Raw genomic sequence first — 14,350 nt, forward strand, 5'->3', positions numbered from 1 at the left:
AAAGTTTTGCTTAAAATCTGATTTCTCGGTCACTACTTTGCTAGCGCAGCTTTTACCAGGTCAATCCAGACTTTGCGTCCTTCAGGGCGGTCAGAAATGTGAATGCCGTCGGGGTCATAATATTCTGGATGGCCTGAAGCCGCTGCTCTCCAGTCTGCTATCGCCACATTTTTGTATTTATTTTTAATAGAAAGTTCCCAGTCTGCGATTTTATCTGAGTTGAAAGGCCCGCCTGCTGAAAAATTCGCCGGAGTCACCAGAACAATCTGATGGTTATCTGAATACTGCTTAATCACAGATTTTAGGATGCTAATATCTGTCTCCGGAACTGTCGAGTTCGTGCCTAACGCAATCACAATCGCACAATTCGCAGGCATCATTCCCAAATCATTGCTCAAATCGGGCAGTAAATCTGAGGAAATTTTCCTATCACCGGCTGTATCCCCAAAGATTGTCGGAATTTCGCCTTCAAGTGTGACAGCCCCCGAGAAACTTGTACGCGTGCCATTGGCCACAGAATCACCGATTAGAAGAGTGTTAGCGCCAGCTGCTCCAGTCTCAATGATTCTCTCTGACAAATAGAGTCCCTGGCTGGCCTGAGCCGTTGCTCCCTGCCAGAGTGTATTTGAGACTGTGGTTGAAGAGGTTGACATTGCCACTGCTGCAGCACTTGGAATCAGCAGAACCACTGATACTGCCGCGATTGCCTGTTTGAGCGGCTGAGAAACTGGTATTTTGCCGTGAAGAATCGGGTCAAGCACATAAAACATCAAAGCTGACAAAGCAAACGACAGGACAATGGTCAGCAGAACCGCCGGCAAATGCGGTATCCGCAGATTCAGGAAAATGACCAGCAGAGCCCAGTGGAAAATGTACACGCCGTAGCTTATATCAGAAATTCCCTGCACAATCTTCGGTTCGCATGACTGAGTCGGCAGGGTCTTCTCGTGCATCATCCGCAGGAAGAAAATCAGAGCGGCCGTTGCAAGTCCGGCCAGCAAAAAGCCGAACATAAAAGTAATCTTCCAGTCATAGTGCAAAACCAGCGACAAAATCACCAGAATTCCACCAAAAATCAAGGAAGCATTGCGCAGATAGGCAACAGAATGATTCTTGGCGAAAAGCCGGATGAACTTACTCTCAGAAATCCCGACTACACCGGCCAGAGTCGCACCAATAAAGAAGGGGAAAATATGTAAAATCGGGCTGTAATAAATCCCCGAATAATTGCTCGTACCAAGCGATGTTACTAGCATCGAAATCGCGCTGAAAAGTGCAATCACCAGCGAAAGCAGGAAAATCTTACTGCGGAAAGCCCGTTTCGAGAAGCGCAGCAAAAGCCAGAGAATCAGCGCCCAGACAACATAAAACTGAATTTCAATGCCCAGCGACCACAAATGCACAAACATATGCGGCGCAAAGCTGTTTTCATAGGAAATCCCAGTGCTTGATTCATAAAGATTCGAGACAAAGCTAAGGCCCGCCAGCACCTGCTGCCGCAGCTGATAACGCAAGTCAGGGCTGCCAAGTAATGTCAGCGGCAAAGTAACCAGCATGGCGAAAAACAAAGTTGGAAAGATTCTGAAAAAGCGCCGCTCCGCAAATTTTTTCAGATTAAAACTCTCACTGCGCCTGAATTCCACGATAATCAGCGAAGTAATCAGATAGCCCGAAAACGTGAAAAAAATATCCACACCAATAAAGCCGCCGGGCATGATTTTCGGATAAAAATGATAAAGCAGAACGAGCAAAAGCCCCAGAGCCCTCACATAACTGAAGAATCTAATCCGAGTGCTGGAATTTTTACGATTTTCCTGTATTTCCGTCATCGTGCCAGCACCCCATTCTTATAGGTTTCTTCATGCTTCGTGCCGTCAGGCGTTGTCATCACACCCTTGCCGTCCGGCAGGCCGTTTTTGAAGTTTCCTGCAAAGCTCCAATTGCTGCTTTTGGTGGTAAAAGTTCCAGAGCCTGAAAATTTGCCTGTTTTAAAATTTCCGCTATAGGTGTCGCCGTTCGCGTAAGTCATGGTTCCTTTGCCATTTGGCGCATCATTGAGGATTTGACCGCTGTAAGTGAACGCTTCTGTTTTAATCGTACCGGTATGCGTCCGATTAAGCGTAAGCAAAAATAGGAGCAGAAAGAATACTGGGATTAAAACCAGCAGGTACTTTCGCTCGTCAATAAATGACATGCTTCGCGCAAAAAATGACTGCTCTTGGTCTTCTTCCTCTTCCTCTTCAAGTGTTTCAATCTCAGGTTCAGATTCAGGCGCAGCTGGTTCCTCAGTCTCTTCGGCCGACAAAAAGCGCTCAAAATCATCTTCTTGATTTAGATTTCTCGGTTGTTGATACTTTCTTTCAAGCGAGTTCGCATAGCTGGATAATCGCTCAAAATCTGCTTTTTGATTTTCCAGTTGTTCATTCTTTGAGTCTGTCATATTTACCGCCTAATTATACCATACATTTATGCGCAATTCCTCTTTTGAAGCAAGCGACGAAAAAAGTTCGGTCTGACTTTTTTCAAGATTTTATGATAAAATATACAGTGAGAATCTTTGAATTGGAGAAAAAATATGAAGACACCTAAAGAGGGGGACTTCATCACGATTCAAAGCTATAAGCATGATGGGAGCCTGCACCGTATCTGGCGTGATACAATGCTGCTCAAAATAAATGAAAATTCTCTGATTGGAGTGAATGACCATACATTAGTGACAGAGTCTGACAATCGCCGCTGGGTGACGCGTGAGCCTGCCATTGTGTACTTCCACAAAAAATTTTGGTTTAACATTATAGCAATGATTCGTGAGGAGGGCGTCAGTTACTATTGTAACCTCGCTAGCCCCTACGTTCTGGATGCTGAAGCTTTGAAATACATTGATTATGATCTCGATGTCAAAGTCTTTGCCAGCGGTGACAAGAAATTGCTGGATGTCGAAGAATACGAGCGCCACCGGAAACAAATGGATTATCCTGAGGATATTGATTTCATTCTGCGTGAGAATGTTAAAATTCTCAACAGCTGGATTACTAAAGGGTATGGGCCATTTTCTCCCGAGTATGTCGATATTTGGTATAAACGTTACCTGCAACTTAAAAAATAAGCTCATTTCGGGCTTATTTTTTGTTTTTCAGTTATGCTTTGTATAAAAATGTAAAAATGCTCCTTCTTGAATTTCGCAAGATGGAGCGTTTTCGTTACGGTTAGAAGCTGGCCGGCAGGTTTGGATACTTGCCGCCGGCACCTGCCCAGAAGCCTGTTTTGCAGTTAATACTGAAGAGATAGCTGCCGTCCGGCCGGTAAATGTTGTACCAGCCTTCACCGGCTGTATCAACTGCCACTGGCGTGAGAATGTAGTCGCTGCCTGAAATATAGCCGCGGCTCTGCATTGTTGAAATCGTTAAATCAAGCACGCCTGGTGCCCATTGGAAAGCTGCACTGCTTGGGTCAATCGACTGAACAGGAACGCGCGAGCCTGCATTGTCGGGCGCTGCACCTGTCGGATTCTGAGAATAAACGCTGCCTGCTGCTGCCGTATTGTCTGTGACTGCTGCGGAGCTTTCGGTGGTAGAAGCGCTAGATGCTGCTGCAGAGTCAGCTGCTGCTGCACTTGATTCTGCGGCTGATGCGGCTGAACTTGCTGCAGACTGGGCTGATGCTATGGCCGCTGATGAACTCGCTATAGTCTGACCATTTTTGGCCAAATCAACGGCCTTCTGCAGCAGTGCATTCAAGGTTTCGTTTTTTGAGCTGACATTTGGGATATTAACACCAGTTTTAACTGCTGCTGTACCATCAAAATTTCCGTCAACAATTACCGGCTTGTCAAAAAGTGCATTGACCGATTTAACGGCAGAGATGTCACTGGACAGATTGTTATACTTTGTCTGCAGAGCAGTGAATTTACTGTCAGATGTCGGAATCGCATTTAAATCATCGCCTAAGGTAGAAATCCTGTCGAAATTACTGTTTTTCAATGCTTTATGACTGCTGTCAGTGAAAAAAGTTTCATAGTCTTTGTTGAAAGTTGATATTTTACTGGCTGCTTTGCTAGATACAGTTTTTGTGGCTGTTTGATTGCTGTTGTATATCTGAATACCCGCGTACGTGGCGATGCCGATTGCTGCAATGGCGACTATGCCGAGAATAATCGGCTTCTTTGCAGACTTTTTCTCCTTTTCAGAAGCAAAGCTTGAATCAGAATCGGGAACAGCTTCATTCGCTGTTGCTGGAATGGACGGGTAGACTTTGTTTGCAGCTGAAACTCTTTCAGAGCGTTTTGGAGTTGCACTCAACGGATCAGCATTTCGCGACGGCAGCGGGACTTCTTCAGCGTCAGGCTCAGAGGCAGCAAGTTCAACTGAGTCGAATTTCTTTTCTTCAGCCACTTGTGACTCATAAATTTCAGACAGGGTCGGAGCGGGGAAGATGGTGGTGTCTACCAGCTCACCTTCTTGAGCTTCAACTTCATCTGCAGCGGCCTCTGATTCGCTGGTGCCGTCATCTGTTACTGAATCAAGGCTTTCAGATTGCAGAGGATTTTGACTCTCAACTTCATTGTCGTTAGCGTCGTTATCATCCTCGTCAGGTGTCAGAGTCTCGCTGCCAAGTGCATTTTTAACGTTCTCCACTTCTTCGCGGTGCTTGCGGACATATCTGTCCAGTGGACTTTCGGCAGACAGATTTTCTTCTTCCAGTATCTGTGCCTCTTCCTGGACTTCTTCAATTGTTAATTCTGACGGAATGCTGGCAAAATCAAGTGTTTGCTCGCGAAAAATCTGACTCGAAGAGGAAGCTTCAACTTTATCCGCGGTAAGCTCATTTTCGCTGCTTTCCAGATTCTCGGTTTTCTCAACTTGCTCTGATAAGTTTTCCTTTGCGCTTTCTGCCTCAGCTGCGCTGGATACAGGAAACTCAGAAATTTCAGAACTGCTTTGACTGCCATTTTCAGTGTTGTTATCTTTTTTCTTTGCCATACCTAGCTTAACCTCGTGGTTCTATTGTAGAATGTAGCGCGTTGCCAAATCGACGGAGGCCACAAACTGGCCATTGGCATCATAGAGATTCACCCAGCCTTGTCCGCCGACGATTTGTGCAGGAATAAATTTATAGCCGCCAGTTCCCCAACCGGCTGCCTGAGCATTTTGAATCACTTCATCCTGCAAACCTGCCGGCCAGTTGAATTCTGGTTCTTGGCCAGTAATATTTGGGTCCAGCGGCACACGTCCCGGCTGGACAGAAGCAATAATTTCTGCTCGCGTTGGTGCTGCAGCTGAAGATGATGATGACGAAGATGATGATGAAGATGAAGATGAAGAGCTTTGGCTGGCACTGCTGCTTTGAGCTGACGAAGAACTTTCCGTGCTTGATGAAGACTTGCTGCTGCTTGATTTAGATTCTGACTTCGATATCGAAGATGATGAACTTTTAACTGCATTAGAATCATTTGTCTTATTTCTCAATTGGAAATACAGAACCGAGCCGAAAGCAATCAGCAAAACAACAAGAATACCAATAATCAGCGCCATTCTGCTCTTTTTCGCACTGTCGGAATCCTCAACTGATTCTCTCTCTGATTGAACAAGCTCAGGAATCGGAGCTGGCACAGGAGACGGCGATATACCTGATTCTTCAGTCATTTCTTTATCAATAATTCCCTCACTCTCAGCAAGAGAATTTGAATGCTCAAACAAAGCAGAAGAATCCGCAGGCTCGAATGAAGTACTTTCTGAAATACTTTCCGGAATTTCAGATTCTGTTTCACTTTCACTTGTGACTGCGGCAGACTCTATATTTGCGGTAATTTCTGATTCCGATGCAGTCACTTTCTCCAAAGGAGATACATGTTCTTTCTCTTCTCGAATATCTTGAGTAACTTTACGATTTTCAATTTCGGATTTCTGACCATTCAAAATCGATTGAATACGAGCCATCTTCTCCTCAAATGTCTCGTTTGACTCAATACTTGAAGATGATTTTAAATCTTTTTCTTCATTTTCAGCCATTTCACGTCAACTCCTTCATCAACTCTTAATTTTTTACACGTTTCCCAAAATACTGGAATAAATAACTTTTCAGCGCACCATTATAGAGCTTCCGCTTCTTCGTTGCCCGATTCTGATAAGCAATCTCGAAATCCTCGTCCGCGGTGATAATATATTTACTCCAAGTCTCAAGCGGTCTGAAAGTCTCGCCCATCTCACGATAAAGCTGCTTGGCGGCATCTTCACTGCCCAAACGCTCGCCGTACGGAGGGTTAGACACAATCACGCCGTCAATCGCCGTCGTGCGAAAATCCTGCAGGCGCATTTGCTTATATTGTACCACATTTTCAAGGCCTGCCGCAACTGTATTGTGTCTAGCAATTTCAATCATTCTAGCGTCAATGTCCGAGCCTTGAATCTGCAGCGGGAGTTCGCGCTTTTCACTCGAGCGCGCCTCGTCTTTGAGCATGTCCAGATGGGCATCCTTCATGAACCAGGGCCATTTTTCAAAAGCAAAACTTCGCTTGAGTCCGGGAGCAATGTTCATCGCAATCATAGCCGCTTCTATGCAGAAAGTGCCGGAACCGCAAGTCGGGTCCACAAAAGGCCGCAACGGGTTGGCCGTCCAGCTGGTAAGCAGAATAATTGCTGCCGCAAGATTTTCCTTGATTGGTGCTCCGCCGTGCTCTGTGCGGTAGCCCCGCTTAAACAGCGACTCGCCTGAAGTATCAAGCAAAATCGTCACGAGGTCTTTGTGGATCACCACCTCGATTGAATACTCAGGCCCATTTTCCATCAAAGGCAGATTTTCCGGCCGATGATAGAATTGCTGCATCCGTTTCACAATGGCTTTCTTTGTAATTGACTGAATCGTAGGTTCATTATGCAGCTGCGACTTGACTGACTTCGCCTTGCTTACAGGAAAAGAGCTGCCCAGCGGCAGATATTCCGGCCAGTCTAAATCAAAAACTTTATTGAAAAGTTCGTCAAAAGTCCTGGCAGTGAATTCTCCTACTACGATTTTCACGCGGTCCGCTGTACGCAACCAGAGGTTTGCCGCGGCAATGTCCTTGGCTTCGCCTTCAAAGAATACGCGTGAACGGTCGTCAATTTTTACAGTCTCTGCATAGCCCAGATTCTTCAATTCTCTTGCTGTAAGGCTTTCAATGCCAGCTGAGGCTGTCGCTTGTATTTTAAATTTTGTCTTCATTTTTTATTGAATAGCATTCGCGCCACGGCAGTGTCGAAAGCAATCTGTAAGCGACTAAAGTCGCAACATTCCGCTTACGCGAGCGCTCGGCCACTCTCCTTTTTTATCTAATTTTACTCATTATTCTAAAAAAGCTGAGGCATATGCCCCAGCCGCGTCAAACAGTTTTCTATAAGCCAAGTTTTGTCCGCCTGCAGTTGCAGAACGGGATAATCATCTGTCTCGTGCAAACTAGTTGAGTTCGCACGCTCAGTCACGCCTTCATTTCGGCTGACCGAATGCCCCGACCGTAGTTTGGGTTGCTCGCTTGAGGGGTTTACCACGTTCCAGCCGTTCCGTTTCCAAAACGATTCGTCTCTATGGCACTTTCAGGCTAATCTGGCATATTTTGTCTAAATTTTAGACTCAACGTAGCACATTTCGCCGCCGTTAGGGTTGACGCCCTACGTCCGCTTATTTGTTCGCGAACCACAATCACTCCATGCGCCTCAATGAATTGAAGTCTTCTCAGCATGGGCGAGCCTGGACTTTCCTCACATGGATTCTAGAAATTCATGCGCGATTATCCGAAAACTGTGTATTTCTTTGTGTTATTTTAACTCTGTCGTATCTCCGAATTTTGAATCCGGACCAAAAACGGCACGCTCTAAGCGGTTAATTCGTTTGAGCAGGTCAAAATTTGAAGGTTCTTTAATTTGTATCTGCGGCTGCACGTGCGCAGTTGCTGTGGCTGCAGGTATCGGCTGAGCAGTTTTGGGCACTTGCTGATGAAATGGGTCAAAACGTTGGGTCTGATCAAGGTCAGCAGTAATCTGAGGGACTGATTTAGCCACTCCTTTTTCCAGGTCTGCGACACGGTTCTTCAAAAATTCATTTTCTTCCTGAAGACGCAATAACTCCGCTTGAAAAGTCTCATAGTCTGCAATGACGTTGTCAAGCATCTCATCAACTTCTTCTTTGTCGTAGCCACGCATTTTCGTGGAAAAATCTGTCTCAAATATTTCTTTTGGTGTTAATTTATAGCTGGCCATCTTCCCCTCTTCTGCTGCTTTATTCCATGGTTTCATTGCATTTCTGCCGATTAGTCAAACCTCCGCATGTTCGACAATGTCCATCACCAGTTTATCAAATTGCGGCGAAAAGTTCAAGTAAAGAAAGTCGAGGAAAGTTTTGAAATTTGGACATCAAATAATAGTTCTTTATCGGCACGTCCTGTTTTGATTGAAAAATCAAGTTCTATCAGGCTTAACAGGGCTTGTGCCAAATATTTTTTTGAGACAGAACGTACAGTTTGTGCGGCTAATTTGACGCGGTAGGGATGAATTTTCAGTCGGCTGGTCATCAGTGACTCGCTCCAGCCTTTGCCCTGCATAATCTTGACCTGGTAATAAAGGCGGTAGGAATTGGTCAGAATGGCCAGAATTTTGATAATGTCTTCGCCGGCAATGGTCAAATCAGCGACGAGTTCACGGGCTTCCTGAATTTTTCCTTTAAAAATCATGTCAGTCAGGTCAAAAATATTATCCTGCAGGGATTTCGGCACCACACGCTCCACGTCGTCCAGCGTGATTTCGCGCTTGCCAGCATAAGTCTTCAGCATGGCGATGTTCTGCTGCATGACCGAAAAGCTGAAATTTGACTTTTCCGCCAAAGTCAGGAGAACTCGAGGCGGCAGGCCCGTTTTATTCATGAAATAGCGCTGCAGTTCTTGAGGACTCAGAGGATTGGCCTCTAGCAATGCTGCGGATTTCTTAAGTTTCTTGGTTAATTTCAGTCGAGCGTCAAGCTTGCCATGAAAAACCAGAATCAATTGAGTGCTTGCCACAGGTTCCTCTAAAAAATGGGCGAAACGTGTCATTTGGGATTCGTTAAAGACTGATTTTTTGACGGTGGTCAGATTCCAGAGATTCTCAAAAATTACGAGACGTTTATCATCGAAAAAAGGCAGGCTTTCGAGCTCTTCGAGGGCGGCGTCATTGTCGCTGTCTGTACTCGCCAGGTCAAAATAAGACTGGCTCAGATTGCTGCTGTCAAACTTGACGAAATTCAAAAGCTGATCTCGGATTTCCGAGACCAGGTCATCCTGCTCGCCTGCCACTACTGTGATTTGCGGGAGAGCAGTCTTTTTCAGTCTTTCAAAGTCGTCAAATATTGTCATTCGTCATCTCCGGAAAAATCGCCTGAGAGATTCATCAGGACTTTGCGCGGTGTTGTGCCTTTGGCTGGGCCTACTACGCCTGCAGCTTCGAGTTCATTCATCAGGTCAGTCGCACGGTTAAAGCCGACTTTCAGTGTGCGCTGCAATTGTGCGGTTGAGGCTTTCTGCGAGGTAACCACGAGGGCTTTGGCTTCTTCAAAGAGCGGGTCGGCAGAATCGCCGGAACCTGCGTAGCCTGCCCGGTTGTCATCGGCTGCATCTTCGCCTGGGTCAAAGCTGTCATCATAGTCGGGGGCTGTTTGGCCTTTGATAAAGTCAACCAGCGTTTCAACGTCTTCATCGGACAGGAAAGCGCCTTGCAATCGCACAGGATGGTTTGCGTCGATGGGTTTGAAGAGCATGTCGCCGCGGCCGAGCAATTTTTCGGCGCCGTTGGTATCAAGGATGGTGCGAGAATCTGTCCCTGAGGACACGGCGAATGCCACGCGTGACGGAACATTGGCTTTTATCAGGCCGGAAATGACGTCAACTGATGGACGCTGTGTGGCCAGAATCATGTGAATGCCTGCGGCACGTGCCTTTTGCCCGAGTCTTATGATGGCGTCCTCGACTTCTTTTGAAGCGACCATCATCAGGTCCGCCAACTCGTCGACAATCACTACGATAAACGGCAAGGGCAGGTCTTTTTCCTCCGAATCCGCATTATGCTTTTCGATTTTGGCATTGTAGCCTGCCATGTTGCGCACGCCCACGCGGCTGAAGAGCTCGTAGCGGCGCTCCATCTCGTCGACCACACGCTGCAGGGCGCGGGAAGCTTTGCGCGGATTCGTTACCACTGGAATCAGGAGCTGGGGGATGTCGTTGTAGACCGACAGCTCAACCATTTTCGGGTCAACCATGAGGAATTTGACTTGGCTTGGCAGCGACTTCATCAGGATGGAGGCGATGATGCCGTTGACGGCTACGGATTTACCTGAGCCGGTCGAGCCTGCAATCAGCAAGTGCGGCATGCGGGTCAGGTCAAAGGTTTTGATTGAGCCGTCCAGTGCCTTGCCCAGCGGGATTTCTAATAGTTTGAGCGGGTCTGTCTTGGCTTCTTCCCACATCTCGCGGAAGCCGACGGTGGCGATTTCCAGGTTGGGAATTTCGATACCGACCAGGGGTTTGCCGGGAATGGGCGCCTCAATGCGGACGTCGGTGGCTGACAGTGCCAGAGCTAAGTCGTCGGCCAGGTTGGCCACTCGATTGACGCGGACACCGGTTGCCAGTTTGATTTCGTATTTTGTGACGGATGGGCCCACGACGGCTGTTTCTACGCTGGCATTGATGCCGAAGGACTTGAAGGTTTCTTCTAGAATGACGATGTTCTTTTTGACTTGCTCGCGCTCGCGTGTCTGGTTTTTCGGCGGAATTTCGGTCAGGAGCTTTGTTGTCGGGAGCTGGTAGAAGGATTTGTGTGCTGGCGCTGCTTCAGGGAAGTCGTAATCTTCGGCCGCTATTTCTTCGTCTTCGTAATAATCGTCATATTCAGGCAAATTGTCCATTTCGTAGTTATCGTCTGAATTTTCACTTGTTTCTCCGGGGTAAATGTCGTGCCAGTCTGCTTGTTCGTCTGTCATCATTCCTAGAGGGCTGCGCTCGGGCTCTTTGTACTGGTAATTGTCAAATGTCAGCGGCTCTGGGACTGTCGGGCTGTAAATCCGGTCATCCAGCGGGACAACGCTGTCAAAGCCTTGAGCTGCTTCTTCCCGGCTTTCATCCTGATTCTGATAATAAAGCTCGTCTTCAAAGTTCTGGGCTTCTGCCGCGGCTTTCTGACGTTCCTGTTTGTTCTGTCTGCGCTCCTCGCGGCTGTCCATCAGGCTTGACACAGCATTGGTAAAGAGTGTACGCGTCTTATGAATCAGGCCTGGAACGGCCACAAAAATACCGACGACCACGATGACTGCCGCAATGATATAAACTCCGATATTTGAAAAAAGCGCAGCCGACGGGAAATAAAGCAGCCAGCCGATGAAGCCGCCGGCAGCGTCTTTTGTAACTTCAAACTTTGCAAAATCGTCCAGCACATTCCACAGGGCAGTGTCGCTTCCGCCTTTAAGGGCACCTGCAAAAATCGCCTGAACGAATAAAATGAGGCCGACGTAAACGGTTAACACACCTGGTATCAGGCGATGGTTTTCTTCGAAAAGACTTTTTCTGACAAGGGCAAATATCAAGTACAGCAAGTAAAGCGACAGAGCGACTAAAGCGGTGGAACCAACGACTAAGCGCACCAGATTGTAGAGCAAAACTCCGAAAAAACCGAGTCGTGTGTATGCGAAAAATAACAGAATCAGGCTGACGCCATAGAGTATGATTCTTTGGTTAGCGGACTTATTTTTTGCCGTATTTTTCCGTGAAGCAGGCTTTCTGGATTTTTTTGATGATTTTGTTTTACTTGATGTAGCCATATTGCTTCATTATATCACATTTTTTGGTACAATATTTTTATGGAAAATTTGAAGAATTTTAAGGCCATGGCCTTTTTTGACCTTGACGGAACTTTGCTCAATGCTGAATCAAAGGTAGATTCGGAAGTCGCTGGGGCTCTTGCCGAACTCCGCCGGAATGATGTTCTCCCGCTTATTGCGACGGGGCGCGGGCATTTTGAGCTCAGCCAGATTATGGCTGATTCCGGTATCACGGGCGCGATTGCGATGAATGGACAATATATCGTCTTGGACGGTGAGGTTGTCTACAAAGAGGCTATACCTGTCCAAAGTATTGAAAACCTGCTCGCGGCTGTGCATCGGCGCGATGAAGCGCTGGCTTTTTATGACAGCAGTCATTACTGGGTGTCTGATTTGACGGAATTTGCGCTCAAGGCTTATGAATACACGCATCAGGTGCTCCCCAGCGAAAGCGAGGATTTTTACCGGACAAATGAAGTCAATATGCTGCTGGTTTTGACTGACAAGCTCTCGCATGTTGAGCTTTACAAGTCTGAAGTGCCGGAGCTGAATTACTTCAAGAATTCGCCTTTCTCAATTGATGTGACGAATGCCTCAACGAATAAGGGGACGGGTGTTGAGCATGTCAAGCAGCTGCTCGGTTTTGAGGGCCCAACCTACGGTTTCGGCGACGGGCGAAATGACCTGCATCTGCTGGAAGCCTGCGATTATCGGACTGCGATGGGTAATGCGGTGCCTGAGCTGAAAGAGGTGGCTGATTTCATTAGTTCTGCCAATACGAATCATGGAATCGTCAATGCCTTTAAGCACTGGGGACTGATTTAAAAAAAGCGCAAATTGCGCTTTTTTGATACATCTGATTAGAGAGCCTGTGAAGCAGTGATAATCGCCAGCTTGTAGACATCTTCTTCATTACAGCCGCGGGACAAATCAGCCACCGGCTTGTTCAGGCCTTGAAGAATTGGTCCAAGCGCCTCAAAGTTGCCTAAACGCTGCGCAATCTTGTAGCCGATATTCCCCGACTGGATTTCCGGGAAGATAAAGACATTCGCCTTGCCGGCCACCGTACTGCCTGGCGCTTTCTGACGTGCTACGGAAGGAACAAAGGCGGCGTCAAACTGCAATTCGCCGTCAACTTCCAAGTCAGGATAGTTTTCCTTAAGAATCTTAGTGGCTTCAACGACACGGTCCACATCTTCAGACTTGCCGGAGCCTTTTGTTGAAAAGCTGAGCATGGCCACTTTCTGGTCAATGTCAAAGAGTTTTGCAGTTTCAACTGATGAAACCGCAATGTCAGCCAGCGTTTGAGGGTCTGGCTTGATATTGATGGCACAGTCGGCAAAAAGATATTTCTCATTGTCATCGCGTCCGCGAACCATGATAAATGCACCGGAAACAGACTTAACACCCGGCTTTGTCTTGATAATCTGCAGTGCTGGACGAACAGTCTCAGCTGTTGAATGAATAGCTCCTGACACCATACCGTCAGCAATACCGGCCTGCACAAGCATTGTCCCGAAATAGTTCGGGTCTTTCAGGATTTCTTTGGCCTGCTCAGCGGTTACCTTGCCGTTACGGCGCTCAACAAAAGTGTCAACCAAGGTTGGAAAGCGTCCGCAGTTGTTCGGGTCATAAATCTCAAAGCCTTCCGGATTGATGCCGCGCTCAATCAGCCGATTTGTGACTTCTTCGATATTACCGATGAAGACTGGTGTAATCAGCTTATCTGCGTTCAGACGATTGGCTGCGCCTAAGATGCGAGCATCTGTGCCTTCTGGGAAAACGATTTTCAGGCCTTTGCCGCCGATTTTCTGTTTGAGTGATTCAAAAAGTTCCATAAAATGTAATTTACTCTCCCTAATTTTTTTACATTGTTATTATATCACAATGCGCCTGAGTCGTAGTTATCAAGACTATAGTCTTCAATCAATTTGATGAGTTTTGCCGCATAATTCGGGTCTGTCGCATAGCCGTCTTCTTGCACAGCTTGTGCAGCTTCTTTATAGTTTGCCGCGTTTAAAACAGACTGATACTTGTTTGAATCCCAATCAACGCCGTTAACAAAGAGCAGGCTATGTGCCTCAATGGACTCCTGCCAGTTTTGATAAACACGGAAATTACCTTGGATGGTTATCCAATTATTATCTACATATTCTTTTGTGTTCAGACTAACTTGCGGTGAATTTCCGTAAGCCTTTACTCCGAAAAGATTGTAATACTTTGAAGATAGTAGGCTTTGACCAAAATCTGATTCTAGACAGGCTTGTGCTAATGTCAGGCTTGATAAAATGCCGTATTCACGCTGTTCTGCCTGTGCCAGCGGGGAAATTTCCAGTATAAAATTTGCTTTTACAAAGCTCTCATACCGCTGCTTCAGAACTGCCGCTGACTGTCTATCTGAAGCTTTTGTTGTCCTTAGCAGACAAAATGAAAGCGTCAGGATAATCAAAAAAAGGCTCAGCAGAAAGCGTCTGCCTGCCTTTCGGCTCTTCAGTTTTGCCGGTTTGGCTGAAAATGAAAAGTTTTTCACTGATCCGGGCGG

12 protein-coding genes and 1 other RNA gene are annotated in these 14,350 nt (G+C 46.7%); 2 read left to right on the top strand and 11 right to left on the bottom strand.

Annotated elements, in window-relative coordinates; all coding sequences use genetic code 11:
• Positions 1–32: 32 nt before the first annotated feature.
• The gene (locus ACYQ2E_RS08095; RefSeq protein WP_460017553.1) at positions 33–1,829 is read right to left on the bottom strand and encodes an acyltransferase family protein; all 1,797 of its coding nucleotides are present in this window, start codon (positions 1,827–1,829) and stop codon (positions 33–35) included.
• Complete coding sequence (locus ACYQ2E_RS08100; RefSeq protein ID WP_460017554.1) at positions 1,826–2,440, bottom strand: hypothetical protein; 615 nt, start codon at positions 2,438–2,440, stop codon at positions 1,826–1,828. The genes ACYQ2E_RS08095 and ACYQ2E_RS08100 overlap by 4 nt, the downstream gene beginning before the upstream one ends.
• 135 nt (positions 2,441–2,575) lie before the next feature.
• On the opposite strand from ACYQ2E_RS08100, the gene ntdP reads away from it, so the two are divergent.
• On the top strand, positions 2,576–3,106 hold the full coding sequence (ntdP, locus tag ACYQ2E_RS08105; RefSeq protein ID WP_460017555.1) for a nucleoside tri-diphosphate phosphatase: 531 nt from the start codon (positions 2,576–2,578) through the stop codon (positions 3,104–3,106).
• A gap of 100 nt (positions 3,107–3,206) precedes the next feature.
• Here ntdP and ACYQ2E_RS08110 read toward each other — a convergent pair whose 3' ends face one another.
• From ACYQ2E_RS08110 to ACYQ2E_RS08140, 7 genes are all read right to left on the bottom strand, one after another.
• Positions 3,207–4,979: a cell division site-positioning protein MapZ family protein gene (locus ACYQ2E_RS08110; RefSeq protein WP_460017556.1), complete on the bottom strand. Its 1,773-nt coding sequence runs from the start codon at positions 4,977–4,979 to the stop codon at positions 3,207–3,209.
• A 21-nt stretch (positions 4,980–5,000) separates the two neighbouring features.
• Positions 5,001–6,008, bottom strand: a complete 1,008-nt coding sequence (locus tag ACYQ2E_RS08115; RefSeq protein ID WP_460017557.1) for a hypothetical protein — start codon at positions 6,006–6,008, stop codon at positions 5,001–5,003.
• A gap of 25 nt (positions 6,009–6,033) precedes the next feature.
• Positions 6,034–7,197, bottom strand: coding sequence for a THUMP domain-containing class I SAM-dependent RNA methyltransferase (locus ACYQ2E_RS08120; protein WP_460017558.1), 1,164 nt, complete (start codon positions 7,195–7,197; stop codon positions 6,034–6,036).
• 167 nt (positions 7,198–7,364) lie between these two features.
• Positions 7,365–7,771: RNase P RNA component class B (rnpB, locus tag ACYQ2E_RS08125), an RNA gene on the bottom strand.
• A 16-nt stretch (positions 7,772–7,787) separates the two neighbouring features.
• Positions 7,788–8,228, bottom strand: coding sequence for a DivIVA domain-containing protein (locus tag ACYQ2E_RS08130; RefSeq protein WP_460017566.1), 441 nt, complete (start codon positions 8,226–8,228; stop codon positions 7,788–7,790).
• Positions 8,229–8,341: 113 nt separating this feature from the next.
• Positions 8,342–9,355: a DNA polymerase III subunit delta gene (gene holA, locus ACYQ2E_RS08135; protein ID WP_460017559.1), complete on the bottom strand. Its 1,014-nt coding sequence runs from the start codon at positions 9,353–9,355 to the stop codon at positions 8,342–8,344.
• Positions 9,352–11,808, bottom strand: coding sequence for a DNA translocase FtsK (locus ACYQ2E_RS08140; protein ID WP_460017560.1), 2,457 nt, complete (start codon positions 11,806–11,808; stop codon positions 9,352–9,354). The genes holA and ACYQ2E_RS08140 overlap by 4 nt, the downstream gene beginning before the upstream one ends.
• A gap of 39 nt (positions 11,809–11,847) precedes the next feature.
• Between ACYQ2E_RS08140 and ACYQ2E_RS08145 the strand changes: the two genes are divergently transcribed.
• A complete protein-coding gene (locus ACYQ2E_RS08145) occupies positions 11,848–12,633 on the top strand; it encodes a Cof-type HAD-IIB family hydrolase (RefSeq protein WP_460017561.1) in 786 nt (261 codons plus the stop codon).
• A 35-nt stretch (positions 12,634–12,668) separates the two neighbouring features.
• Here ACYQ2E_RS08145 and pta read toward each other — a convergent pair whose 3' ends face one another.
• Positions 12,669–13,646, bottom strand: coding sequence for a phosphate acetyltransferase (pta, locus tag ACYQ2E_RS08150; protein ID WP_460017562.1), 978 nt, complete (start codon positions 13,644–13,646; stop codon positions 12,669–12,671).
• A gap of 44 nt (positions 13,647–13,690) precedes the next feature.
• Positions 13,691–14,350, bottom strand: a 660-nt coding sequence (locus tag ACYQ2E_RS08155) for a glycoside hydrolase family 73 protein (protein ID WP_460017563.1), incomplete at its 5' end; no start/stop codon positions are given.

The sequence above is a fragment of the Lactovum odontotermitis genome, from assembly GCF_054658595.1.